A 23,824-nucleotide genomic window follows, 5' to 3' on the forward strand; every position below is an offset into this window, starting at 1 on the left:
GACATTCGCATCGGCTCGATTCCCCCAAATCAGTCTGCTTTCAACTAGAGATAGCACACGACTAAATTGTGGTCACATCAAGCAGTCAATCGGCTGCCCAATCGCATACGAACGGGTCTCGGCGCGTCTTCAGGGGTTTCGTCGCGGCGGCAAGACCATCGTGGATGCGGTCCCGGGCCGCACCCAAGTGTCAGAAGCGCATTTGCAGGCGCGCGGTCCCGGATTGCGCGACGAAGTGGTCGCCGACCTGTGCCTGATACTCGCCCGTCACCTCCACGCCGTTGCCGAGACTGATCTGAAGCCCCAGCCCGGCTTCGCCGAGGCGGTCGGGGATCGACGATTCCGTCGCGAACCGCCCGAGCGCGCCGGTGCCCTGGAAGCTCGCCCGTCCGGTGAAGCGGTCGTCCGACAGGACCATCAGGCCCAGCGTGCCGTAGGGCCGGATCCAGCGCCCGCCCTCCAGATCGATCCGGCCGCCGATCTCCACGTTCGGGCTGAACGCCACCAGCGTCTTGGCCAGGGGGCGGACGTCGAGGTTGAAATCCCCCGCGCCCGTCTCGGAATAGGCCGGGCTGTAGCTGTAGAGCAGGTCGAGATCCGCGTAGGGCTTGATGTACCAGTCGCCGAACAGGACCTGATAGCTCGCCCGCAGGCGCCCACCGGCGCTGAGGATCTCGGACCGGCTGCGCGCCGTGGCGCGGGCCCCCGCGAAGTCGATCAGGCGCTTGTTGTCGGCCCAGGCGTAGCCGACGTTGGCCGAGGCCGCGAACAGCCAGGGGCCGACCTGATGCTTGAGCGCGGCCGAGACGTCGCCGGCATCGCTCGTCGTGCCGGTGATCCGGTCGGGATCGCTCTGGATCGCCCGGGTGTAGGCGCCGGTCAGGCCGAAGAACCAGTCCGGCGCGAACTCGGTCTGGAGGCCGGTCTGGTAGCTCAGGGCGTTCTGGTGATAGCCGCCGTCGTCGGGGGTCGAGAACTGGCGCGTGTTGGTGCCGGTGATGCGGCCCCAGACGCATTCGCCCTCGCGCAGCAGCGTGCCGGTGCCCACGAAGGCGGGGCAGCTCATGGCCCGCTGCAGGCCCTTGCGGGTGTCGAGCGTCCGGTCGGTGAGCGTGTCCTGGTTGGATTCGGGCTTCAGCTCGTCCAGCGCGGCGGCGTAGCCCTTCTGGCTGTCGACCGACAGGAAGCGGGCGTAGAGATTGCCGAGCCGGGTGGTGTTGCCGTCCCAGGCATCCTGCAGGCCCTGGGCGACGTTGCGCTGGTCGGTGGTGAGCGTGATGCCCACGGGCGTCGTGAAATGCGCCTGCGGCGTGAGCGCGACGGCGTCGGCGGTCGAGGCCAGCGCCCACGAGATCGGAACCGCGCCGGAATGCAGGACGCTGTCGGTCGTGGTGGCGGTGACGGCCCGGACCTGACCGGCCTTGAGGAAGGTGTAGCGGCCCGGCAGCAGGCCGCTGACGATGTGGGGCTCGACCACGCCGCCCAGCGTCGCGGTGCCGGAGACGGTCAGGAGGTCGTTGCGCGGCGTGCCGGCCGGAGCCAGCGGCGCGATGTCGACCAGCAGGCGGCCGGTTGCGGTCTGCACGAAGCTGCCGGTGACGGTCGCCTGCGCCACCGTGCCGACGCCGCCGAGATCGAGGATCGCGCCGTTGCGCAGCAGCCCGTCGCGGCCCAGTGCGACGACGCCCTCGGGCCCGGTGCGCAGGATCGCCGACGCGGTGCCGGACCCGTTCTCGAACACCACGCGCCCGAACTGCCCGCCGCCGGTCACGTCGATATCGCCGGTCACGGTGCCGCGGTTGGTGATCGTGCCGGTGGCGAAGGCACCGGTGATCGCGCGGCCCGAGGCCGCGCTGACCACGCCACCCGGTTCGATGGTGATCCGGTTGTCGCGGCCGCCCTCCACGCGCAACGCCGAGCCGGTGCCGCTGCCGCCGGTTACGACGCCGTCCACCCGGATGACGATGTCGTTGCCGCGGCTCGTGTCGGGCTCGAGGCTGCCGTCGGTCCGCTGGACGCCCGACTGGGCGTAGATCGCGTGGGCGTCCAGGCCCGAAGCGATGATCGAGCCGAACGCGTCGATGGTGATGATCCCGCCGGTTCCGGTCACCGCGCGTCTGCGCACGGGATCCGTCGTCGTCGTCGTCTCGCCCGACAGACCGACGAGCAGACCGCCGCCGCCGCCGAGGCTCTGCGCCAGGAGGCCGTGGGATTCCGTGCCGGTGGTGCGGATCACGGAGCCCTTCTCCAGAATGACCGTGATCGCCCCGCCATTGCCACGGCCACCATCCTTCAACGCGTAGGGAATCGCGTAGCCCATGGCCGGATGGGCGCCGCCGTAGCCGCCACCGCCGCCGATCGATTGCAGCAGCAGGGCCGGCGCGGCGTCGCCGCTGGTCGAGATTTTCGCGTTCGCGCCCATCCTGACGTCGATCATGCCGCCGTCACCCGCGGCACCCCCCGAGCCGCCCAGCCCGAACGTGTACCGGTGGCCGCCCGGCCCCGCCGCCACGGAGGCGAGACCGCCACCGCCGCCGATGCTCTGGGCCAGGATGCCGACGGCGCCGAAGCCGCCCGTGGCGACCGTGCCGTCCTGGATGACCCGCACGGTGCCGCCGTTGCCCGCCACGGCGCCGGAGCCGCCGAGCGTCAGGCTGCCGGACTTCTCCGAGACGGAGGCGGGATCCTCCGGCGGCGCGATCGGCACGATGTCGAGCGCCGCCAGCAGCGCGTTCGCCAGCGCCTTCGCGTCGCTCCCGGAGCCGTCCGTCTTCCCGTCCGCAGTCCCGGACTCGGCCGCCGCATCGTCGCCGGCCGGGGCAGCGAAGCTGCCGCCGCCGCCGCCGATGCTCTGGGCGACCAGGGCATGCGCCTCGATCCCGACCGTCGTGACGGTGCCGCGATTCTCGACCGTGACCACGCCGCCATTGGCGCCGGTCCCGCCGTTGCCACCGACATTCAGGTTGAGGGTCAGCCCCTTGCCGGCCTTGCTGTTGACGCTCCCCCCGACGCCGGTGCCGCCGCCGCCGCCGATGCTCTGCGCGGTGAGGCCGTAGGCGGCGTCTCCCTGCGTGGCGACCGTGCCGCTGTTGATGATCCCGACGAAACCGCCGGTATTGCCCGCGCCGCCCGCGCCGCCGACGGTCGCCGTGAAGGTGGTCTGGTTGGTGGCCTCGGCGAAGGACACGCCGCCCTGGCCGCCGCCGCCGCTGATGCTCTGCGCCAGGATCCCGTGCGCGGAGGCGCCGAAGGTGGTGATCGTCCCCTCGTTCTTGACGTTGACGTCGCCGCCGGTACCGCCGCTCGCCCCGGTGCCCCCAAGGGCCAGACTCGCCTGGATATCGGGCAGCTTCGTCGCGGTCTTCTTCTGCTTGTCCAGATAGGTCGCGATGCTGCTGGAGTAGGATTTCAGCGCCTTGGCGAAATCCGAGTTCTTCAGCGTGTCGGCAAGACCCTTGTAGGTGTCGCTGGACTTGATGTCCTTGAGGAACTGGTCGAGGGCCTTCCTGTCGTCCTTGTTGGCCTTGTCGGCGGCCCATGTCTGGTAGGCCTCGACGCCGATCGCCTGCTTGATCTGCTGCCAGATCTCGCCCACGGCATCGGGCGTGACCCCGGTCCCGGCCGCGAGGCTGCCGCCGGTACCGCCGCCCCCGCCGATGCTCTGGGCCAGGATGCCGTGCGCGCCGGCGCCCGCGGTCGTGATCGTGCCGGCCGCGTCGTTGATGACGGTCACGGACCCGCCCGTGCTGCCGGTCCCGCCGGTCCCGCCGAGCTTTCGGGTGATCTTGAGCGTGCCCGTGGCGGTGCTCGACACAGCGCCGCCATTGCCGCCGCCGCCGCCGATGCTCTGGGCCTGGATGCCGCTGGCGTTCGAGCCGCCGGTCAGGATCGCGCCGGCGTTCGTCACCCCGACGAGGCCGCCACTATTGCCGGTGCCGCCCGCGCCGCCCACGGTGTCGGTCACCGTCAGGGTATCGGCGATCGGAAGCTTGCCGACGACCTCGTTCAGGGTCTCGTCGAAGGAGACCCCGGAGGTCGCGATCGCGGAGGCCGGGCCGGCATTGCCGCCGCCCCCGCCGACGCTCAGGGCAAGGACGCCGATCGCGGCGTCGCCCCCGGTCGTGATGCTGCCCGCCTGCGTGACGGTGACTTCGCCGCCCGTGCCGCCGCCGCCGCCCGTGCCGCCGACGCCCCGGGTGACGGCGATGTTCTGGCGCAGGCTTAGGGTGTTGGCCGTCGCGGTCGCGCCGCCGCCCGAGCCGCCGCCGCCGCCGATGCTCATGGCTTCGATGCCGGACGCACTGTCGCCGGAGGTCCGCACGGTGCCGCGATTGGTGACGGTGGCGCTGCCGCCATTGCCGCCGCCGCCGCCCGTGCCGCCGAGGGTCGTGGTGGCCGCCACGGCCATCTGCCCCGGCGGTGCGACGGCCAGCGCGTAGGCCGCCGCGTCGCCGCCGATGCCGCCGCCGCCGCCGACGCTGAGGGCGCGCAGGCCGGTCGCCCCATCGCCGTAGGTGGTGACCGCGCCGCCGTTGAGGACGCGCGCCGTGCCGCCCGCGCCGCCATCCCCGCCGGACCCGCCGATCGCGGTGGAGAACGCGAGGCTCGGCAACGTGTTGCCGGTCGGCGTCACGAGGGGCGCCGCAATCGCCTTCGCGTCGGCAAGACCGCCCACGCCGCCGCCGCCGCCGATGCTGAGCGCCGCAAGGCCGTCGGCGCCGAGGCCGAGGGTCGTGACGGTGGTCGTGCTCTCGATGGCGGCGGTGCCGCCCTGTCCGCCCCGGCCGCCGCTCCCGCCGACCGCCCAGGAGACCGAGAGCGCGAAGCCCACGGCCTTGCTCTTGGCGTCCCCACCGGCGCCGCCGCCGCCGCCGATGCTCTGGACCAGGACACCCGTCGCACCGTCGCCGGCGGTCTCGATCGTACCGCCGAGGCCGGTGAACTTGGCAAGCGCGCCATCGCCGCCGCCACCGCCGCCGCCGCCGAGGCCGACCGCGATGAACGCGTTGGCCGTGAAGGCACGCCCGCCGCTGCCGCCGCTGCCGCCGATGCTCTGGACCAGGGCCCCGTAGGCGGCCTCACCGCTCGTCGCGATCCGGCCGCCGGCGTTGATGATCTCGGCGGTGCCGCCGAAGCCCCCCGTTCCGCCGGTGCCGCCGCGGGAGAACCACAGCGTCTCGCCCCCGGCACCGCCGCCATTCGTCGTGGATGGCACGGCGAGCGGCGAGAGGGGCAGGGCCGCGTCGGCGCTGCCGCCGCCGATGCTCTGGGCGACCAGACCGATCGCCCCCGTGCCCGCGGTCGTCACGGAGCCGCTGTTGGTCAGCGTCACCGATCCGCCCGTGGCGGCATCGCCGCCGGTGCCGCCGCCGAAGACGCCGCCGCCGCCCTTGCCGCCGGGGCCGCCGACCGATTGCGCCACGACGCCCAGGGCGTAATCGCCCTGCGTGACGACCGTGCCGCGTTGAGTCACCGTGACGGTGCCGCCGTCCCCGCCCCGGGCGCCGTCGCGTCCGCCGGCATCGCCCTGGTCGCCGCCCCGGCCACCGACGCTCTGGACCAAGGCGCCGAAGGCGTAGTCGCCGGCCGTCCGGATCGTCCCGGCCATGTCGAGATTCGCGAGCGCGCCCACACCCCCCTGGGTCACCTGGGGTTTGCTGTAGGCGGTGCCCATCCGCCCGCGGTCGCCGCCCGCACCGCCGATAGATTCGACGATCACCGCGGTGGCGCCGACGCCGTCGGTGCTGGCCCGGCCGGAGGGCGTCACCGTGAGCGAGGCCGCCCCGCCGGCTCCGCCGGTCCTGAACGCGGTCTGGTCGGCCGCCGTGCCCCCCGAACCGGCGTCACCCCCGGTTGCGCTGACCCGCACGGCCAGGAAGGCCTGCGCCACGGTCGAGACCGTGGACGACAGGGTGAGGGCGACCGGGCCGGCATCGCCGCCGCCGCCGAAATTCGTCAGGGCGTCACCGCCCTTTCCGCCCATGGAATAGACCCAGAACCGGGGAGCCGGCCTGAACGCCGCCTGCCCGGTCGGGTCGGTCTGGTCGCCCTGCCCGGTCACATCCTCCGACAGCACTACCGACACGGCGCCGCCCCGACCGCCCTTGGCGCCGAAGACCGAACCCGTGCCGTAATCGTCGCCCCGTCCGCCGCGCCCGCCCTGCGATCCGATCTGGATCGTCGCCGCGGGGTCACGCCCGGCGGCCGCGGTATCGACATCGATCAGGCTCAGGTCGCCGCCGTCCCCGCCGGGCGTCGCCGGGGTGTTCCGCTGGAGGATGTAGACTTTCCCGTCCTGGCCATTCGCGCCGGTGACCACCTGGGGCTGGGGTCGCTCGGCGGCGCGCGCGGGCCCGGCGAGGCCCTGCATGGCGATCAGGCTGACCGTGGCCAGAAGCCATGCGGAGGGCCGCATCCGCCCGTCGAGGATCCCGAGGGACCGTACAACCCGCGAGCACGACATCGGCCATACGCCTCTTACCCGCCAGGGCCCGTACGGAACGGCAAGGGCATGGCGGAACCACAAGGATCTGCAGCGGTTTCAGCCGCGTCGCACCGATCCGAGTTCGGCGCTGCGCAGCAATGCGCAGCGTCTAGTAAATTTATTCCTGCCTGGAAAGTCAGATCGACAGCTGAAGCTGGAATATTTCAAGTATTTATATTCGAAAGACCATATTTATATATATTAGATCTTGCCGTGTACTCCCAAGTTCGTTCGAGCCGCGCACATCGTGATCCGCTGAAAACAAGATCTCCGCGCGCGACGATCGACCTCAGACCGCGACCCTCATGGCCGCATCCCCGGTTCCGAGGCGCGCCTCGATGACCTGCGCGAGGTGTTCGGCATCGCGGCCGACCGCACCGAAGCGGCCCGAGCCCCAGGTGTTCAGCCAGGGCAGGCCGATGAAGGAGATGCCGGCCTCGGCGGTCACGCCGCGCCGGTGCTTGGGATGGCCCGCGCCGTTGAACACGGAGGCGTCGAGCCACCGGAAATCCGGCGTGAAGCCGATGCACCAGAGGATGCTGGTGATGCCGGAGCCTTCGAGGGGGAGCGCGGTGACGGGCGCGCCCGGCTCCCAGACGGGGGTGTAGGGCGCCTGCGCCGGCGCCGCGATGCCGGCCTTGGCGATGTGGGTGTCGATGGCCGCGTTGATGCTGTTGTAGGTCCGGTCGGCCTGATCAAGCGCGCGCTTGAGGTTGTCGCGGAAGCGGAAGGCTCCGTCGGCGTAATCCTCCAGCACGCCGTAGAGCTGCATGCCCTCGGTCGCGAAGCGGCGCAGGTCGATGTCGCGGCCCCCGTCGCGCCCGGTCACGTAGTGGTTGGTGTTATCGCGGACGCCGTCGCGCAGCGGGTGGTTCTCGACGGTCATGTCGTAATAGCCCATGTCGGCGAGCCATGTGACGACGTCGCGGCCGCGGTAGAAGCGGGCGCAGCGGGGCGCCTCGCCCACCGCCAGATGCACCCGGCGCCCGGCGAGGTGCAGGTCCTCCGCGATCTGCGCGCCCGATTGCCCGGAGCCGACGACCAGCACGGCGCCGTCCGGCAGCTGGGCCGGATTGCGATACTGGTTGGAGTGGATCTGTGCGATCGCGCCCGGCAGCTTCTCCGCCATGCGCGGAATGATCGGGGTGTGATAGCCGCCCGAAGCGACGACGATCTCGTCGGCCGTGTAGTCGCCGTCCGAGGTCTGCACCGCGAACAGGCCGTCGTCGCGCCGCACCACGCGCGTGACCGCGACGCCCTCGCGGATCGGCGGCTTCACCTTCGCCACGAAGGCCTGGAGATAGGCGACGATCTCGTCCTTCTTCATGAACCCGTCCGGGTCCGGCCCGTCGTAGCGATGGCCCGGCAGGTCGCATTGCCAGTTCGGCGTCACGAGGCAGAACGTGTCCCAGCGCTGCGTCGCCCAGGTGTGGGCGGCTGTGTGCTTCTCGAACACGAGGTGGTCGATGCCGCGCTGCGCGAGGTGGTGGCTGACCGAGAGGCCGGCCTGACCGCCGCCCACGATGGCGACGGGACTGTGAGGGATCGGGACGGTCATGGCGCCAACTCCTGCGTGGGTTCGGGAGGACGGGCTGTTCAGGCGGGGATCGGTGCCCGCCGGGCGCAGGCCCGGTAGGTCGCGTCGTGGCGCTCGGCGCAGGCGCGCCAGGACAGGGCGGCGGCGCGCCCGCGGCCGGCCGCCCGCAGCCGGGCCCGGATCTGCGGTTCGAGCGCCGCCGCCATGGCGTCGGCGATGGCGTCGGGGTCGGCGGGATCGACGAACAGGGCGTCGGCCGGCGCCAGATAGGCGGTGAACGGCGGCCGGTCGGAGACGATCGCGGGGGTGCCGCACGCCATGGCCTCCAGCACGCACAGGCCGAACCCCTCGGTCCACGACGGGAAGGCCAGGAGGTCTGCGGCCCGGTAGAGCGCCGGCATCTCGGCCTGCGGGACGGGGCCCGTCTCGATGAGAGCCGCGCCCCGGCCGACCGTGAGCCCCTCGGAATCCAGGGCGGCTTGGCAGCGGGCGCGGTAGGCCGCGTGGTCGAGGAGCGAGGCGCCGCCGGCGATGACGAGCTGCGCGCTCGGAAAGCGGGCACGCAGCCGGGCGAAACCCGCGATGATGCCCAGCGTGTTCTTGCGCGCCTCGAAGCCGCCGACGCTCAGGACGACGGGCCCCGGGCCGAGTCCCCAGCGCTCGCGCAGGGCGGCGTCCGCCCCGGTCGGCGCGTCACCATAGATCGACAGATCGACCCCGTTGCCGACGATCTCGGCGTCCGCGCCGATCTCGTTCCGGATCCAGTCCGCCCAGAGGCGGCTGACGCAGAGCAGACGCCGGGCCTCGCGGATCGATCGCGTCTGCCAGTCGGCCAGCACCGGGTCGGCGAAGTGATCGACGTGGTGGACGGTGCGCACGAAGCCCGGGATCAGGCGCCGCTGCGTCAGGGTCGCGAGCGCGTTGCCGCCGATCCCGTCATGAGCGTGGAACACTTCGAAATCGCGGGCCGCCGCGTCTTCGAAGTGGCGCAGGTAGTCGTCGATGCGGGCGCGCACGAGATCGACCGTCGAGCCAGCGACCGGTCGGGCCGTCACCGCCACGGTGGGGCAGGCCGCCGCCCGGAAAAAGCTGCGTCCGGATGGGTCGGGGGCGTGGACCACGGCCTCGTGGCCCAGCGCGCACAGGGCCTCCGCCAGCGCCAGACAATGTGCGACGCCGCCCCGCGGGTTGGTGGAATGGGTCAGGATGGCGATGCGCAGGGCTTTCACGGGGCGGCCCCCGCGTCGTGCCGGCCGCAGCCTATCAGCGGGCCGGCCGCGAAATCCCAGACCACGGCCTCGGCCCCCGCGGAATCCCGCACCCGGGCGATCCGGCTCGCGTCGAGATGCCCGATCGGGGCAGCGGCGATGCCGCGCTCTGCGAAGCGCGCGATGACGGCCGGCGTCCGGTCGGGGCGCACGCTTACGAGGTAGCCGAAGCTCGGGAAGGCCGTCAGCCAGCGTGCCAGCGGGATTTCGGCGGGGCGCGGGATCGCATCGAGGTCGATGACGCCGCCGACGCCCGAGCATTCGAGCAGCATTAGCGCCGTGCCGACGATGCCCGCCATGCTGATGTCCTTGGCGGCGCGGGCCAGGCCATCCTCGGCAAGGCCCGGTAGCAGGGCGAGGTCGCCGCGCAGCCGGTCCCCCCGTGCGCCGGTCGAGGCGTCCCAGTAGGGGTGCGGCTCGCGGAAACGCCCGCGCAGATCGATGGCCGCTATGAGGTCGTCGCCCGGCGCGGCGTCGAAGCTCGTCAAGAGGCGCGGACCCGCTCGCCCCAGCACGGCGACCGCCAAATTGCCGGTGGCTGCGCGCGTGTTGGTGTGGCCGCCTACCACCGGTACGCCGTAGAGCGCGGCGGCGTCCGACAGGCCGGCCAGGATCGGGTCCGCCGCCCCGGCATCCCGGCTCCACAGGGCGTCGACCACCGCGAGCGGGCGCCCGCCCATGGCGGCGACGTCGCTCAGGTTGACCATGATCCCGCAATAGCCCGCGAAATACGGATCCTCGGCCACGAAGCCGTCGAGGAAGCCCTTGATGGCCAGCAGCAGGTGCCCGTCGCCATCGGGGATCGCCGCGCAATCGTCGCCGACCGGGATTGCGGCGTGCCGGCCCCCGAGACCGAGCCGCGCCACGACGGCGTCGATGTCGCGCTTGTGGCCGACCCCGCGGGCCTCGCGGATCTGGCGGGCGAGCGCCTGAATGTCGGCGGCGGCGCTCACGCGGCCCGGCGCAGCGTGATGAGGCCGTGTTCGGGATCGTGCATCGGCGGGTAGGCCGCGAGGTCGGCTTCCATCAGGCGATGCGGGCGCCCGTGGAGGTTCAGTGCGTCGAGGCTCGTCCAGTGCAGGCTCTCGAACAGTGCGGCATTCGCCTCCTGCACATGCGCGAGGAAGCGGGTGCAGCCCCTGGCATGGGCCGCCGAGACCGCGACCCGGATGAGCCCGGTGCCGAGCGCGGCTGCGCTCCGGAACGGTTTGGCGACCGCGAGGCGCGAGCCCCACCACTCGCCGGGCCGCTCCGGCACAGCATGGATGCGCACGGTGCCGACCACGGCATCGGCCTCGCCGCCGAGCGTCGAGAGGGCGCAGATCGGGATGGCGTGGGCATCGACCGCGTCCTGGTCGTCGCCGGAGAACAGGCCCTGCTCGGCGCAGAAGACTTGACGGCGCAGGGCCGCACAGGCACGGCGCTCCCAGCACCCAATCGCTAATTTCACGTGAAAACTATTGGGCCGGTAGGGCGGAACGGGGTCGAACATCAGGCCGCTCCCGTCCGCTCGTAGGCGGAGAGCGCCGAGCAGGCGCCGCAGCGCCCGCAGCCGGCCTTGATGTCGGTGGAGCGCAGGTCCGCTTTGGCCAGCAGGGCGGCGAGGGGCTGAAGGATCGCGTGCATGACATCCGGGCCCGGGGCCGGATGGCTCTCCAGTGGCGTGCCGGAGATCGGCACGAACGGCACCACGAACGGGTAGACGCCCATCCCGATCAGGCGCTCGGCCATCGCCAGGATCGCCTCCGGCGTGTCGCCGAGGCCGGCGAGGATGTAGGTCGAGACCTGGCCCCGTCCGAAGACCGGGACGGCAGCCGCGAAGGCGTCGAAGTAGCGCTCCAGCGGCACGCTGGCCTTGCCGGGCATGATGCGGGCGCGGACCTCGGAGGTGACGGCCTCGAGATGCATGCCGAGCGCGTCGACGCCCGAGGCCTTCAACCGCTCGAACCACCGGTCATCGTCGGGGGGCTCGCACTGGGCCTGGATCGGCAGATCGACGGCGGCCTTCACCGCGAAGGCGCTCTCGCACAGGATCGCGGCGCCGCGGTCAGTGGCGTTCGGCGTGCCGGTGGTCATCACCATGTGCTTGACGCCGTCGAGCAGCACCGCGGCCCGGGCGACCTCGGCGAGCTGCTCGGGCGTCTTGCGCGCCACGGTGCGCCCGGCGGCCAGCGACTGGCCGATCGCGCAGAACTGGCAGGTCTTGGTGCGGCTCGCGTACCGGATGCAGGTCTGCAGCACCGTGGTGGCGAGCACGTCGCGCCCGTGCAGCACGGCAATCTTGGAGTAGGGCACGCCGTCGAAGGTCGAGAGCCCGTAGAAGCGCGGTTTGCCCGGGAAGGTGGCACGGCCGATCACAACGCCGTCGTGCTCGATCACCGCGATCCCGTCCGCATCCGGCCGACGCACCAGGAAGGGCGAGTCGAAGGCGGTCTCGGTGTGGACCGGCACCATCACGGTGCGGCCCGCGATCGTCATGGCCTTGTGGTCGGACGGGCCGGCACCGCCGCGGCGGCTCGGCGCCCCGGCGCGGCTGTCGGCCAGCCTAACGCCGTAGGATTGCAACGCGTTGATCAGGCGCTCCGTCGGCATCCCGATCAGGCCCGTCGTGACCGGCGCCGTGGGGGACAGACGCGTCGGAAGCGGGCTGCTGCTCATGGTCGAGGCTCCGGGAGGCGGGCTGCGAACGGGCCGGCGGGTGGACGAACGCGGCCGGGCGGTCGTCGTGGAGGAGGCTGAGGAGTTCGGGCCGGGCGTAGTGGCCGACCGAGTCCATCATCCGCTTGCGCTTGGTCACCAGCGCGAGGTCCATGTCGGCGATCAGGATGCCCTCGCCGGGTCCGAGCGGATCGGCGAGGTGCTTGCCCTCGGGCGACACGATGGCGGTGCAGTTGCCGCCCCGGCAGGCGCCGCGCAGGCGCTCGTCCGGGCAGACCTGCGCGACCTGTGCGTCGGTGAGCCAGCCAGTGGCGTTGACCACGAAGCAGGCCGCCTCCAGGGCATGGTGGCGGATCGTGACCTCCATCTGGTCGGCGAAGATCTGGCCGACCAGCGAGCCCGGGAATTGCGCGGCGTGGATCTCTTCGTGGCGCGCCATCAGGGCGTAGCGGGCGAGCGGGTTGTAGTGCTCCCAGCAAGCCAGTGCCCCGACCCGACCGACGGCGGTCTCGACGACGGTGAGGCCGGCGCCATCGCCCTGACCCCAGATCATGCGCTCGTGGTAGGTCGGGGTGATCTTGCGGCGCTTCAGCTTCAGCGCCCCGTCGGCATCGAAGATCAGCTGCGCGTTGTAGAGCGAACCGTGGTCGCGCTCGTTGACACCGAGCACGATCACCACGCCGTGTCGGCGTGCGGCCGCCGAGACGGCCTGGGTCACCGGCCCTGGTACCGCCACCGCGCGCTCGTAGAGCTTCAGGTGCTCCGCGCCCTGCAGCGCCGGCGGCAGGACGAAGGAGAAGTAGGGGTAGTAGGGCACGAAGGTCTCGGGGAAGACCATGAAGCGCGCGCCCTTGGCGGCGGCCTCGTCGACGGCGTTGAGCACGCGCTCCAGAGTGCCCTCCGGCCGGTCGAGGTCCGGCGCGATCTGGACGGCAGCCGCGCGTACGATCCGGGTCTCTGGCGGGCTCTCTGACATGGATGATCCTCCGGCTGGACCAGCGGCTGCGCGGCTTGCGCGGCCGCCGGGTACGGGCGTCAGACGGTCCAGGCGACTCAGACGGTCCAGGTGTCGATGATCACCGCGTTGTCGCGCTTGTGCAGGAGCATGCAGTCGAGCACGTCGAGCGGGTTGATCATGCGGATGCCCTCGATGAAGGCGGCCTCGCCGTGGCCGTACAGGGCCTGGGTCGAAAACCGGCAGGCATAAACCTTGCCGCCCTCGGCCATGAACTTCTCGAGCTGGTTGTTGAAGTTGAGGTGGCCCGGGAAGGCCTCGTCGCCGAGCCGCGGGAAGCCGCGCTGGACGCCGAGCGTGATGCCCGGCCCGTAGAGCAGGATCGAGGTCTCGAAGCCTTTCCGCTGCAGGCGCGTGGCCTGGAGCAGGTTGACGAGGCCGATCGAGCCCTCGAACGCGACGGTGTGGAAGGTGACGAGCGCCTTCTGGCCCGGCTCGGCCTTCACATCCTCGAAGACCTTCTCCTCGTAATCGACCAGAAAGTCGCCCTTCTTGTGGGGTTCGCGGTTCACGGCAGGCATCGCACACGCTCCTCGATGGGTTGGACCGCGGCAGTGGGGGCTGCGGGCGATCGCAACCCATAATGGCAAGCGACGTGCCAGCTCAGCGCGATCAACATTCCATGCAATGCGCCAGTCAGGAATACATACAAATATCCGATCAATACAGCGACGATGATCGCCGGAGGATCGCTCACTGAAACAGCATATTATGCGTCAGGAATACCCATGGACTGCTTGCCGCTGCATCAGAGATTGTATGAATTGTATGGATCCAGTCTATGATTTGCGGGAGCGCCCGCACGGTACGGTGCTTGCAGGCCATACAATCAAGCATTGATCGCATCTTGATGGTCTGGACGCGGAACCGATGAAGCCGACGGAGCAGGCGGGGTGGCCGGACAGCCGGACCGGCGCGGCGGATGCCTGGACGCCCGACCTCAAGCGCTGGGGCAAGCCCCATTATCTGGCCATCGCGGAGGCCCTGGCGGACGACATCCGGACGGGACGCCTCGGCCCGGGCCTGCGCCTGCCGACGCAGCGCGCCCTGGCGGAGGCGATCGGCCTGAACTTCACCACCGTGTCCCGCGGCTATGTGGAGGCGCACAGGCGCGGCCTGATCGAGGGGCGCGTCGGCCAGGGGACCTTCGTGGTCGATCCGGCGGGCGCGGCCCGGCCGAGCGGACCCGCCCGGGCGCCCCGGGTCGGGCCGGTCGACTTCACCATGAACTTGCCGCCCGAGCCCGACCAGCCGGCCCTGCAGGCCCGCATGCGGTCGTCGTTCGCAGAGCTGTCCGGCGATCTCACCAACCTGCTGCGCTACCAGGGCTTTGGCGGGACCGACGACGACAAGGAAGCCGCCCTGCGCTGGCTGAGGGGCCGCGGGATCGCGGCGAACCGGGAGCGCCTGCTGATCTGCCCGGGCGGGCACAGCGCGCTGTTCGGCGTGCTGGGGCAGGTCGCCCAGGCGGGGGACACGATCTGCGCCGAGCGCATCACCTATCCGGGCATCCGGACGCTGGCGGCGCACCGGGGCCTGCGCCTCGTCGGCCTGCCGATGGACCGGCACGGGATCGACCCCGACGCCTTCGCGGCCGCCTGCACCAAGGCCGCCCCGAAGGCGCTCTATCTCAATCCGCTGCTGCAGAACCCGACCACCGCGACCCTGTCGCGGCCGCGGCGCGAGGCAATCATCGCGGTGGCGCGCCGGTACGCCGTGACCATCATCGAGGACGACGCCTACGCGCGCATCTGCCCGACGCCGCCGCCGAGCTTCGCGGAACTCGCCCCCGAGATCACCTACTACGTGGCCGGCCTCGCCAAATGCCTGGGTGCGGGCCTGCGCCTCGCCTACCTCGTCGCCCCGAGCGCCTGGGCCGCCCTGCCGCTCGGCGGCGCCCTGCGGGCCGCCACCGTCATGGCCTCGCCGATCGCGACGGCTCTGACGACGCGCTGGATCAACGATGGGACCGCGGAGGCGATCGTGCAGTTCGTGCGCTCGGAATCGGCCGCCCGCCAGCGCCTCGCGGCGGCGCTGCTTCCGCCCGAGACCTACACGGCCGATCCGCACGCCTTCCATGCGTGGATCACCCTGCCGGCGGGCTGGACCCGCTCGGCCATCGCCAGCCAGGGGCGGTCCGCCGGCCTCGGCGTCGTCGGCAGCGATCCGTTCTGCGTGACGGGCACGCCCCCGAAGGCGGTCCGCCTCTGCCTCGGTGGCCCCTCGACCCGGCAGCAGATCACGAACGGCCTGGAGATGCTCGCCCACGCGCTGGAAGGCTCACCGGCGCTGGCTTCGAGCTACATCTGATCCCCGGGTGCCGCGCGTCGCGGCCGATCCCGTCTATTCAATCACCGGCGCCTGTGCGGGGTCCAGGATCACTGGCTCGTCGGGGACGTTGGGTCGGCCGGGCCGATCGTCCAGGTCCGGGCGGGGGTGCTTCTGGGCCGTACACCCGACGCAGGTCCAGCGCATCGCCAGGGCGTTGCCGGCCTCCGCTTTGCGGAAGCTGGAACCGTGGGCCTTCGACATCGCCCCGGACGTGGTCGTCCTGGGCGCGGCCTTCCTGGAGGCGGTCTCGGGACCGGTCTTGGCCGGGGTGGTCCTGGACGTGACCATGGGGGCGGTCGTCAAAGCGGCCGAGCGCCTCTGATCATTGATGACCCCGTGTTCGAATCATGCCAGGCACGGTGGTGTGGGCCGGATCGCTGTCGCAAGCGTCCGGCCATCGGCCCGACCCGCGGAGCGGGGCATACGCATGGGGCAGACGCACGTTGCTGAACTCGCGCACCGGCTTCCCACCGCCCTATGGCTGGACCCGTGCCGGGTCGCATCGTCATCGACCACAGCTCTGAGGCTTTGTTTTGACGTGCTCTCGGCCAGACCGGTCTCGGCTCGCGCGGAGGGTGCCTTACCGCGCCATCACGTTTCGGTCGCGGGCGGCCATCGCCGGGTTGCTGGTCGGCGTCCCGAACCGGGCGGACGCGGAGGAGGCGTGCACAGGGCCGGCCCTCCGGCTGGGAACGGACCCACACCCCGCGCAGATCGAGCCGAGCGCGCGCCGGGCGAGGGCTTCCGTGCGTGCAAAGGCAGCGGCGGGAGACAATCGCGCGCGTAACGTCGCGCCGCCGGCCATCCGGGTCACATCGGCGGCCGGTCGCATCTGGGAGGGATTGGCCAGCGCCGTGCCGAGGCTCGCGACGGAGACCGGTCGGGCGTCCCCGTCGGGGACACCGGGTCTTGGTCCGAGCCAAAAGTGTTCTGCTCTGAACAGCCATCGCGTCCCTTCGTTCTTGGACCATGCGATCTCTGCAAGGGATGGTCCGGGATCGGCCGTGCGCTCTGCCGGGTCTCCACCGCGTCGCCCTCAAGTCGGAACGGACGGCACGCGCGGCTCATCACAACCGCTCGTTCACGTGGCGCTCCCGGGGCCGCCGCATCGACATAGGATCCCGGATATGCGTAGTTCACGCGCGGTTAAAACCGGAAGGTTCGATGGCGGAAACAGCTCACGTCACTCTCCAAATTAAGGGAAGAGGGCGAAAAGCAAAATCCGGCGTGATCCATCTGCGCGACGCATTGATCGTTGCCTGTCTGTGCGTGATCGCAGCTGTCCTGATTGCTGCCGCGACGGCGTACTTGGCGCTGAACAAGATTTGGCCAGCCCTTGCGCCTGTCCGTGTTCATGAGCGGCTGCGTGTCTGGTCACGCTTCAGTCTGCTCACAATCCAAGAGATCCGCTCTTGGCGCTGAACCCTCGGGTTTGCCGGATTTACCTAAGTAGATTCCGCTGTTGACGTTTTGAGTTTCCCTTATCAATCACAAATATTTCGGTTTAGATTGAAGCAAGTCCTGCCCTGAAGCCAGATTTCGTTTCGACTCTACAGAGATGGGCAGTGACGAGAAGCCGTTGAGCACCCCAGAGAAGACCAGCAGGTCGCGCTATCGAAGCCCGACAGAGTGGCTGTCGATCGGTGTGTTGGCCGCCGCCACGCTGGCCGTGATCGGCGCTTGGGGCTATGCCGCATGGTGGATCGGGTCGACGGTGTTGAACTGGATAAAGTGACGCGTCCGTCCATGTTGCTGCAAATTAGTCACCCGGCGTTTTCGCAAGTCAACTCGGCAAGTCAGTCCTAGCGCGTCACTTGGCAAGTCAGCCCGGCAAGGCTGACGATGCGCAGGGCTGCGATCACGGTCTCGAGGCCAACGGCGACGGGCGTGGCGTGTCTTCCAAGTTTGCGTCTCGCGATCAGTCCCTGATGGTCATGCGGGGTTTCAGCGGCCCCCCGATCGCAAGCCTCGATATCGATCGAGGCTATCCGTCCCTGACGGCGCTCTGGTGCGTGCGCGCCTTTCGGTCTGATGTCCTATGGAACGCGCGAGGCCGAGCAGAATGGGGCCTTGCCTTCAGACGCCCCGGTCTCGGGAGCCGCAACGCGGGAACGTGGTTAAGTCCTGCCCGCGAGCGTCGTTCCGATCGAAGCACCGCGCGGCTGAGGCCACAGTGCCCATCGATGTAACGCGACGTGATTCTCACGTCTCACTTCGGTGAACGCCAATCATCCTTTGACTATCGACTGACCATGGAATTAGCGAATTTTATTAAAGATCTGCGATCAAAACGTCTCCGTAGCTGTCACAGACATTCGATTTGTTGTTTGAATGAGTGCATTGGCTTGACAGGATGTGCAGATTTTCGAGACTTCATGACGTTGGAAAGCTGGTTAATCAGGCGTCTGCGTAAAAGCACATCCTTGTGGTCTCAGGCAAGCCGTGCAAAGTTCAGACGTCGTCGATCAAGGCGAATCGAGAGCTGGGGAAAGGAATGGGTCTTTCTTGAGATTGCCAACTAAAATCAGTACAAATGTTGATGAAATCTGGTTGTTCGACCGCGTTGCTTAACCTGCGGATCGGGCACATGGCCTGAACGCGCCATCGCGTTTCGGCGCCAGGTCTGCGACGGCCGTGCTCTGCAACGCATGCAAGCGTGCCCGGCTCTAAGCCTTTGTAGGGACGTACTGTCTTGCGCTGAACCGGAGTTCACTTCGGCGCAAAGCGCTCTCGCATGCCGTTCCGGGCCGGCTGCGGACATCGATGGTTCAAGGCGGCACCCTGCAGATCGTTCGATCCTCGACAAGTGACCAAGAAAGTTCAGATCCGATTATTCATATTATGATTTGATGTAATATTATCCAGTATTTGAGACGGTAGCTTATATCGTTTAATATTCGTGATGAAAGAGCAGGGCCGATCGAGGTAGCTTGACGCACATGCTGTCGCGACGATCGTGCAGTGAGGATCGTTGAAATCCATAACTGTCGTTACGGGAACACGCAGATGATCGCTGTACTCATGCCAGCCGTGATCGGGGGCTTACTTGCCGTTATTGGGACCTGGCCCTGGTTTGGCCCTTACGCCATTCTGAGCGGCCCCTTGGCGGCGGGGGGCCTGGCGATTTCGATCGGGCTTTTCCTCGCGTATCAGCGGAGTCGGTCGTCGTCCAAGCAACGGAGCCGCCTCGTGATCGCACAAACGGAAATTCATCTGGGATGAATAACCGCCACGCGGCTCAACGCCCGCGCCAACCCGCGCCGTGTCTGAGCCTGGGGTTTTGAACTGCAACGACCGGTGCGAGCCAAGTCGCGGATGTCGGCTCCAAGCCGGACCGATCGCGACCGTCCAGGCGTGCGGCATCGTTCGCATCCGGGGTGGGCAGGCCGGCACAGTGCAGCAGACACGCAGATCCGACCGACGGTGTTTCAAAGACCGCGGCCGCGCGATCTAGCTTGGAGAGGGAATCGCGCAGTCAGGAGACCGCAATTAATGATAGCTTCAGCTTGGTGTGCGACTTGGTATCTGTCCATGCATGCCGCTTCGAGGCATCAGGACCACCACGGCAAACCGATCCATTGGGGGCGCATGCTTGGCTGGGCCATCATGACGCTGGCATGCGTCGGTTACTTCCTAAATGAGGCGTTAAGCGCCCCGATCATTGAGGACGATGGATCGGACACCGTTCAAGCTCCCCGGCATGACTCGTCGGATCCGGCTCTGTCCGGGCTGACGGCGGCCCCGCAAGCCTTGCCGTCGCACAGCGCATCGGATCAGTAAGCGTCGGAGCGACCCGGGAACACGTGAAGCGCCGTGGCGGCCAGGATCTTGAGATCCAAAGCGAAACTCTGGTTCTCAATGTACCACAGATCGAATTCGACCCGGCGCTGCATGTCGGCCAGTTGCGGGGTGCCGCCGCGCTAGCCGTTGACCTGAGCCCAGCCGGTGATGCCGGGCCGCACCGCGAAGCGGCCGGAATAGGCGCTCAGCAGCGCGCCGTAATGGCGGTCATGGGCCAGCGCGTGGGGACGCGGGCCGACCAGCGCCATCTCGCCGCGCAGCACGTTGATCAGCTGCGGCAGCTCGTCCAGGCTCGAGCTGCGCAGGAGCCCGCCGAGCCGGGTCAGGCGGGCATCGCCCCGGCGCACTTGTGAGACGACCGCCCCGTCCTCCTGCACGTGCATGGTCCGGAACTTGTAGATCAGGAACGAGCGCCCGTTCAGGCCCGTCCGCGTCTGACGGAACAGCGCCGGACCTGGGCTGTCCAGACGCACCAGCAGCGCGACAAGCGCCAGAAGCGGCGCCAGCAGGACCAACGCCAGGGCCGCGACAGTGACGTCCAGCCCGGTTCGCAGAGTTGCGCTTGGCTGTTGGCCGCCGGACGTCACGGGCGTCAGCGGTTCGTCAGCAGCCAAGCTGCGTTCTGCGGCCTTCATGCGATGAGCCCCTATTCAGATCCGGCTGGGTGGGCGCGGCCGCCGGGTACCTGAAGGCGGCGACGCCAACTGAGTCCCAGTCCGGGCGCCGCCACAGCTCCGCCGTTTAACTCGGCGTTAAGCCAGATACAAGGAATGATCCTAATTGTGGGTGGCAGCGGATCGCATGTAGCAATATTATAGCGCCAATTGTTATGCTATTTTTTTAAAGATGACTTGCTATCGTTTTTTCCCTGAGAGGGGCGCGTCGCCTGTATCTCAGGTAATTTCTTCAGTTATTGAATCCTTTTTTAGGCGGGTGTGATCGCGTCCAGATACGTTGTACATTGACTTGCAAGTTTTTTTATCGATGGCGACTGGCTTTTGATCCGGCGTTAAATATGTGACGAGACAAAGAGGGTTCTGTCGCCGTTCTGCGCGGGCTAACGCGCTCATATTCGGATCGAAACAGAAAACTGCTTAGTGATTAAGTACCAAGTCGCTGGAACGGGCAGCGATTTTTGCGTTCGCGGCGCCGGTTTGCCGCCGGGCGATGGGGCGGGCAGTGAGCTGACCCTTCAACGCTTGAAGGGCGACCCGGACCCGCGCGGACGGACGACCCATCTGCGCGCGTTGACCGTCCCGGCTGGCCAGTCGGGCCGAGAACAGCCGCCTATCGCCGTCCAGAAGGGCCGTGATCTTTGGGCTCGATCTGTTCCACATCGCCATATCAGGCGGAAACAGGATCGCCGCGGAACCGTCCCGCTGGGCCTCCTCGCGGGCGCAGCGCGCCGCCAGTTCGTTCAACGCCTTGAGCGTGATGTCGAGATTGGCCTGGACCTGCGTCTTGTCGAGGCGGATCAGGACGTCGCCGGCCCTGACGTGATCGCCATCCTTGACCAGCAATTCGCCGACGCCGCCGCCGGTGGGATGCTGAACCTTCTTGATCTCGGACTCGACCACGAGCTGGCCGGGGGCGATGATCGCGCCCGCGAACGAGGTCATGGTGGTCCAGCCGGCCAGACCCGGCACCAGCGCCACGGAGAGGACGCCGGCGAAGACGAGCTGGCGGCGGATGGAGGCGCGCGGATGGCGTCGCGGCCGCGTCCGGGCGGTCAGATCCAGGCCGGATCCGGTGAGGATGGGGGATCCTGCCGACATCACGCGCTCACCCTCTGTTGATCGGCACGCTCTGCCCCGACGGGCCGCAGAACACGCTTGAGGACATCATCCTTCGGGCCGAACGCCTGCAGGCGTCCGTCCGCCATCACGAGCACGGAATCGACGGCGGCCAGCGCGCTCGATCGGTGGGCGACGACGATGCAGATCCCGCTGCGGCTTCGCACCCCCTGGATCGCCCGCGTCAGCGCGGCCTCGCCATCGGCATCGAGCTTGGCATTTCAGGCCGACCGTATGTTGAGGAACACGCTGCGGCCCGGTCGGGTTCGCGTTCCCCGATCCCTCGACGACGACCCTCGAAACGCGCGAGATTCCCCAACGTGACTTATCGATACGATGGGCCTTGGGCCGATGAAGGATCAACCTTCGGTTCAGGCTCATACCAAAACCGCGGTATGACCGGGTGCAGCCCGCTGGGGGTGCGCAGGGGGTGGCGTGTCGGATGTGGGGCACTTCGTCCCTCGAAAGGCGAGGACAAACGATGACGCGGAAGATTATCGAAGCGCCCGATTTCGGAACTCTGGGCTTTCCGACAGCGCCGGGATTCGATGCGCCGATGGTTCAGGCTCCGATCGTGACGCCGGGTGACGTCGCCGATCAGTCCGGTGATCTCTGGCTCGATGTGCTGGGTGATCGGCTTGTCCATGGTGAACTCGCCGTCACGCCCGAGCAGGCGAACGCAGCCGCCCGTTATGGCTGGGCTGCGGTTCCGAACAGCGAGCATGCGGGAAAGATCACGGTCCGGAGATCCGATCCGCATCCGGATCAGGATTGAGAACACCGACGCTGCCTGTCGAGGCCGGCAACACGACCGGTCTTCAGGCCTTGCCCTGCGGATCCGGCGAAGGGCGTGATGGCCCGTGTGAGCGAGGGCCTGGCTGAGCAGGGCCTGCCGCGAAACGCTGTGTGCGCTGACGGCGGGAAAGGGCCTGGCTGCGCGATCTTCGAAGGTCTTCTGGCTTACGAATACCTTCAGACCATCAACAAATCCGATCCGTTACGGTATCGCGCCCGCTTCCCAGCCGCGCCGGGATCGGGTTAAGCAGGATCGGCACAGGTCACCGCCAGAGATGACCGGCTCGCGAGGAAGCCCGAGAAGTCCGTCACGCCGCCGTCGCGGCTTTGTTCGGCCTGCCTCGAATCCGCGCGGACCCCGCGACGCGCGACGAGGACAGGCCCCATGACCGGCCCCATAACTGGCTCTGCGACCACCGACCCCACACCCGGCTCCCCGGACGAGACCGCCCTCGAACGCTCGGCGATCCGCCGGATCAGCTGGCGGCTCGTGCCGTTCCTGATCCTCGCCTACTTCATCTCCTTCCTCGACCGCGTGAATGTCGGCTTCGCGGCGATCCAGATGAACCACGATGTCGGCCTCTCGGCGACGGTGTTCGGCTGGGGGGCCGGGATCTTCTTCATCGGCTACTTCCTGATGGAGATCCCCAGCAACCTGATGCTGGAGCGCTTCGGGGCACGGCTGTGGATCGCCCGGATCATGGCGACCTGGGGGCTGATCTCCGCCGCCATGGCGCTCGTGCAGGGGCCGTGGTCGTTCGTCGGACTGCGCTTCCTGCTGGGCCTGGCCGAGGCCGGCTTCTTCCCGGGCGTGATCCTCTACCTCACCTACTGGTTCCCCTCGGCCTACCGGGCGCGGATCATCGGGGTGTTCATGATCTCGATCCCGATCTCGTCGTTCCTCGGCTCGCCGATCTCGGGGGCGCTCCTTAACGTGACCGGCTTGGGGCTCGCCGGCTGGCAGTGGCTGTTCATCCTCGAAGGGCTGCCGGCGGTGCTGATTGCCGGCGCGGTCCTGTGGCTGCTGCCGGACGGCCCGCGGGACGCGGCCTGGCTGCCGGCGGCCGAGCGCGATTGGCTGGAGCGGCAGCTCCAGGCCGAGGCGGCACGCAACACGAAGCGTGGGCAGGCAGCCAAGCCGCCCCTGTGGGAGATCCTGCGCGACCGGCGCCTCGCCCTGTTCGCGGCAATCTATTTCGGCTCGACGGCGAGCAGCTACGGGCTCTCGTTCTGGACCCCGCAGATCGTCAAGAGCTTCGGCCTGGGCAATTTCGAGACCGGCCTGCTGAACAGCATCCCGTACGGTTTCGCGTCGGTCGCCATGATCCTCTGGGGGCGGCACAGCGACCGGATGGCCGAGCGGCGCTGGCACCTCGCACTCTCCTTCCTGGTCCTGGCGCTCGGGCTCGCGGGCGGCACCGTGCTGACGGGCCTCGGCCCTGTGGTCGCGGCGCTGACCGTGGCGGCGGTTGGCGTCTATATGCTCAAGGGTCCGTTCTGGGCGCTCGCCACCGAGCAGATGCTCCCCGCCACGGCGGCGGCGAGCATCGCGGCGATCAATGCGGTCGGGAATCTTGGCGGTTTCCTCGGGCCCTACCTGATCGGTGCGATCAAGGACGGGACCGGCAGCTTCACCCTGAGTCTCCTGCCCCTAGTGGTCTTCGCCCTGGTGTCGGCCGGACTGTCGCTGGTGCCGGGGCGCGCCTCGCAACCGGACTCGGGCGCCCGCCGGCCCTCGGTGGCCTGAGCGGTCGCCTGCGAACCGGCGCGACGAATGGGCGGTTAGCCTCGTGTCGCTGCCGGAACCATCGAAGGATTGTGCTCTCGGCTGCGCGGCCGACGGGGAGCCAGCTCGATGGACCTGAACACCACCGTGCGCGACGCCATTCTGGCGGAACTGAAGCGCCAGTCGGAGGCGGAAGACCCCGCGCCGACGATCGACCTGTCGGAGTCGGGCTACGCGCGGATCGAAGGTCGGATCGATATCGAGGCGCTGATCATGGTCGTCGCGGGCGCGCTCGCCGGCGGGCCATGACGGGAGAGGCCGCCGCCGAAACGGCAGCGAGGCCGCTCCCTTGCGGAAGCGGCCTCGCCGAACGTCAGGTCCGGGGCGCGGCCTGAGCCGCGCCTGGGATCGGTCTT

The 23,824-nt window shown here is 69.0% G+C and carries 16 protein-coding genes and 2 pseudogenes; 7 read left to right on the forward strand and 11 right to left on the reverse strand.

Annotation, left to right across the window (positions count from 1 at the left end; translation table 11 throughout):
• Window positions 1-190 precede the first annotated feature (190 nt).
• The 8 genes from OXS27_RS13480 to OXS27_RS13515 form a co-directional block, all read right to left on the reverse strand.
• Entirely contained in the window at window positions 191-6,415 is a 6,225-nt protein-coding gene (locus OXS27_RS13480) for an autotransporter outer membrane beta-barrel domain-containing protein (protein WP_267356588.1), read from the reverse strand.
• 358 nt (window positions 6,416-6,773) lie between these two features.
• The gene (locus OXS27_RS13485; RefSeq protein WP_267356590.1) at window positions 6,774-8,042 is read right to left on the reverse strand and encodes an MSMEG_0569 family flavin-dependent oxidoreductase; all 1,269 of its coding nucleotides are present in this window, start codon (window positions 8,040-8,042) and stop codon (window positions 6,774-6,776) included.
• A gap of 38 nt (window positions 8,043-8,080) precedes the next feature.
• Window positions 8,081-9,250: an MSMEG_0565 family glycosyltransferase gene (locus OXS27_RS13490; RefSeq protein ID WP_267356592.1), complete on the reverse strand. Its 1,170-nt coding sequence runs from the start codon at window positions 9,248-9,250 to the stop codon at window positions 8,081-8,083.
• Window positions 9,247-10,242, reverse strand: coding sequence for a sll0787 family AIR synthase-like protein (locus tag OXS27_RS13495; protein ID WP_267356594.1), 996 nt, complete (start codon window positions 10,240-10,242; stop codon window positions 9,247-9,249). The genes OXS27_RS13490 and OXS27_RS13495 overlap by 4 nt, the downstream gene beginning before the upstream one ends.
• Window positions 10,239-10,784, reverse strand: coding sequence for an MSMEG_0567/Sll0786 family nitrogen starvation N-acetyltransferase (locus OXS27_RS13500; protein WP_267356628.1), 546 nt, complete (start codon window positions 10,782-10,784; stop codon window positions 10,239-10,241). Before OXS27_RS13500 ends, OXS27_RS13495 begins: the two co-directional genes overlap by 4 nt.
• Window positions 10,781-11,881 carry an MSMEG_0568 family radical SAM protein gene (locus OXS27_RS13505; RefSeq protein WP_267356630.1) on the reverse strand — a complete coding sequence of 367 codons (1,101 nt, stop codon included), beginning with the start codon at window positions 11,879-11,881 and terminating at the stop codon, window positions 10,781-10,783. The genes OXS27_RS13500 and OXS27_RS13505 overlap by 4 nt, the downstream gene beginning before the upstream one ends.
• Window positions 11,835-12,923, reverse strand: a complete 1,089-nt coding sequence (locus OXS27_RS13510; protein WP_243927583.1) for a Nit6803 family nitrilase — start codon at window positions 12,921-12,923, stop codon at window positions 11,835-11,837. Before OXS27_RS13510 ends, OXS27_RS13505 begins: the two co-directional genes overlap by 47 nt.
• 77 nt (window positions 12,924-13,000) lie before the next feature.
• Window positions 13,001-13,483: an MSMEG_0572/Sll0783 family nitrogen starvation response protein gene (locus OXS27_RS13515; protein WP_056167628.1), complete on the reverse strand. Its 483-nt coding sequence runs from the start codon at window positions 13,481-13,483 to the stop codon at window positions 13,001-13,003.
• A gap of 349 nt (window positions 13,484-13,832) precedes the next feature.
• Here OXS27_RS13515 and OXS27_RS13520 point away from each other — a divergent pair, with 349 nt between their 5' ends.
• From OXS27_RS13520 to OXS27_RS13535, 4 genes are all read left to right on the forward strand, one after another.
• Entirely contained in the window at window positions 13,833-15,272 is a 1,440-nt protein-coding gene (locus OXS27_RS13520; protein WP_267356601.1) for a PLP-dependent aminotransferase family protein, read from the forward strand.
• A gap of 190 nt (window positions 15,273-15,462) precedes the next feature.
• On the forward strand, window positions 15,463-15,615 hold the full coding sequence (locus tag OXS27_RS13525; protein ID WP_267356603.1) for a hypothetical protein: 153 nt from the start codon (window positions 15,463-15,465) through the stop codon (window positions 15,613-15,615).
• Window positions 15,616-16,457: 842 nt separating this feature from the next.
• A complete protein-coding gene (locus OXS27_RS13530; RefSeq protein ID WP_243927588.1) occupies window positions 16,458-16,715 on the forward strand; it encodes a hypothetical protein in 258 nt (85 codons plus the stop codon).
• A gap of 136 nt (window positions 16,716-16,851) precedes the next feature.
• Window positions 16,852-17,028 carry a hypothetical protein gene (locus OXS27_RS13535; RefSeq protein WP_243927590.1) on the forward strand — a complete coding sequence of 59 codons (177 nt, stop codon included), beginning with the start codon at window positions 16,852-16,854 and terminating at the stop codon, window positions 17,026-17,028.
• Window positions 17,029-19,066: 2,038 nt separating this feature from the next.
• On the opposite strand, the pseudogene OXS27_RS13540 reads toward OXS27_RS13535, so the two are convergent.
• From OXS27_RS13540 to OXS27_RS13550, 3 genes and pseudogenes are all read right to left on the reverse strand, one after another.
• Window positions 19,067-19,729 (reverse strand): annotated as a pseudogene (locus OXS27_RS13540) (sugar transferase).
• A gap of 459 nt (window positions 19,730-20,188) precedes the next feature.
• The gene (locus OXS27_RS13545) at window positions 20,189-20,869 is read right to left on the reverse strand and encodes a biotin/lipoyl-binding protein (protein ID WP_267356606.1); all 681 of its coding nucleotides are present in this window, start codon (window positions 20,867-20,869) and stop codon (window positions 20,189-20,191) included.
• Window positions 20,869-21,108 (reverse strand): annotated as a pseudogene (locus OXS27_RS13550) (type I secretion system permease/ATPase); the annotation flags it as partial. The pseudogene OXS27_RS13550 and the gene OXS27_RS13545, both read right to left, overlap by 1 nt.
• Window positions 21,109-21,329: 221 nt before the next feature.
• On the opposite strand from OXS27_RS13550, the gene OXS27_RS13555 reads away from it, so the two are divergent.
• The 3 genes from OXS27_RS13555 to OXS27_RS13565 all read left to right on the forward strand — a co-directional run bounded on the left by OXS27_RS13555 (window position 21,330) and on the right by OXS27_RS13565 (window position 23,717).
• On the forward strand, window positions 21,330-21,662 hold the full coding sequence (locus tag OXS27_RS13555; RefSeq protein ID WP_243927596.1) for a hypothetical protein: 333 nt from the start codon (window positions 21,330-21,332) through the stop codon (window positions 21,660-21,662).
• A 405-nt stretch (window positions 21,663-22,067) separates the two neighbouring features.
• Window positions 22,068-23,429 carry an MFS transporter gene (locus OXS27_RS13560; RefSeq protein ID WP_267356609.1) on the forward strand — a complete coding sequence of 454 codons (1,362 nt, stop codon included), beginning with the start codon at window positions 22,068-22,070 and terminating at the stop codon, window positions 23,427-23,429.
• 108 nt (window positions 23,430-23,537) lie between these two features.
• Entirely contained in the window at window positions 23,538-23,717 is a 180-nt protein-coding gene (locus OXS27_RS13565) for a hypothetical protein (RefSeq protein ID WP_243927600.1), read from the forward strand.
• Window positions 23,718-23,824: the final 107 nt, after the last annotated feature.

The organism is Methylobacterium sp. GC_Met_3 (assembly GCF_026540775.1).
Classification (GTDB): domain Bacteria; phylum Pseudomonadota; class Alphaproteobacteria; order Rhizobiales; family Beijerinckiaceae; genus Methylobacterium.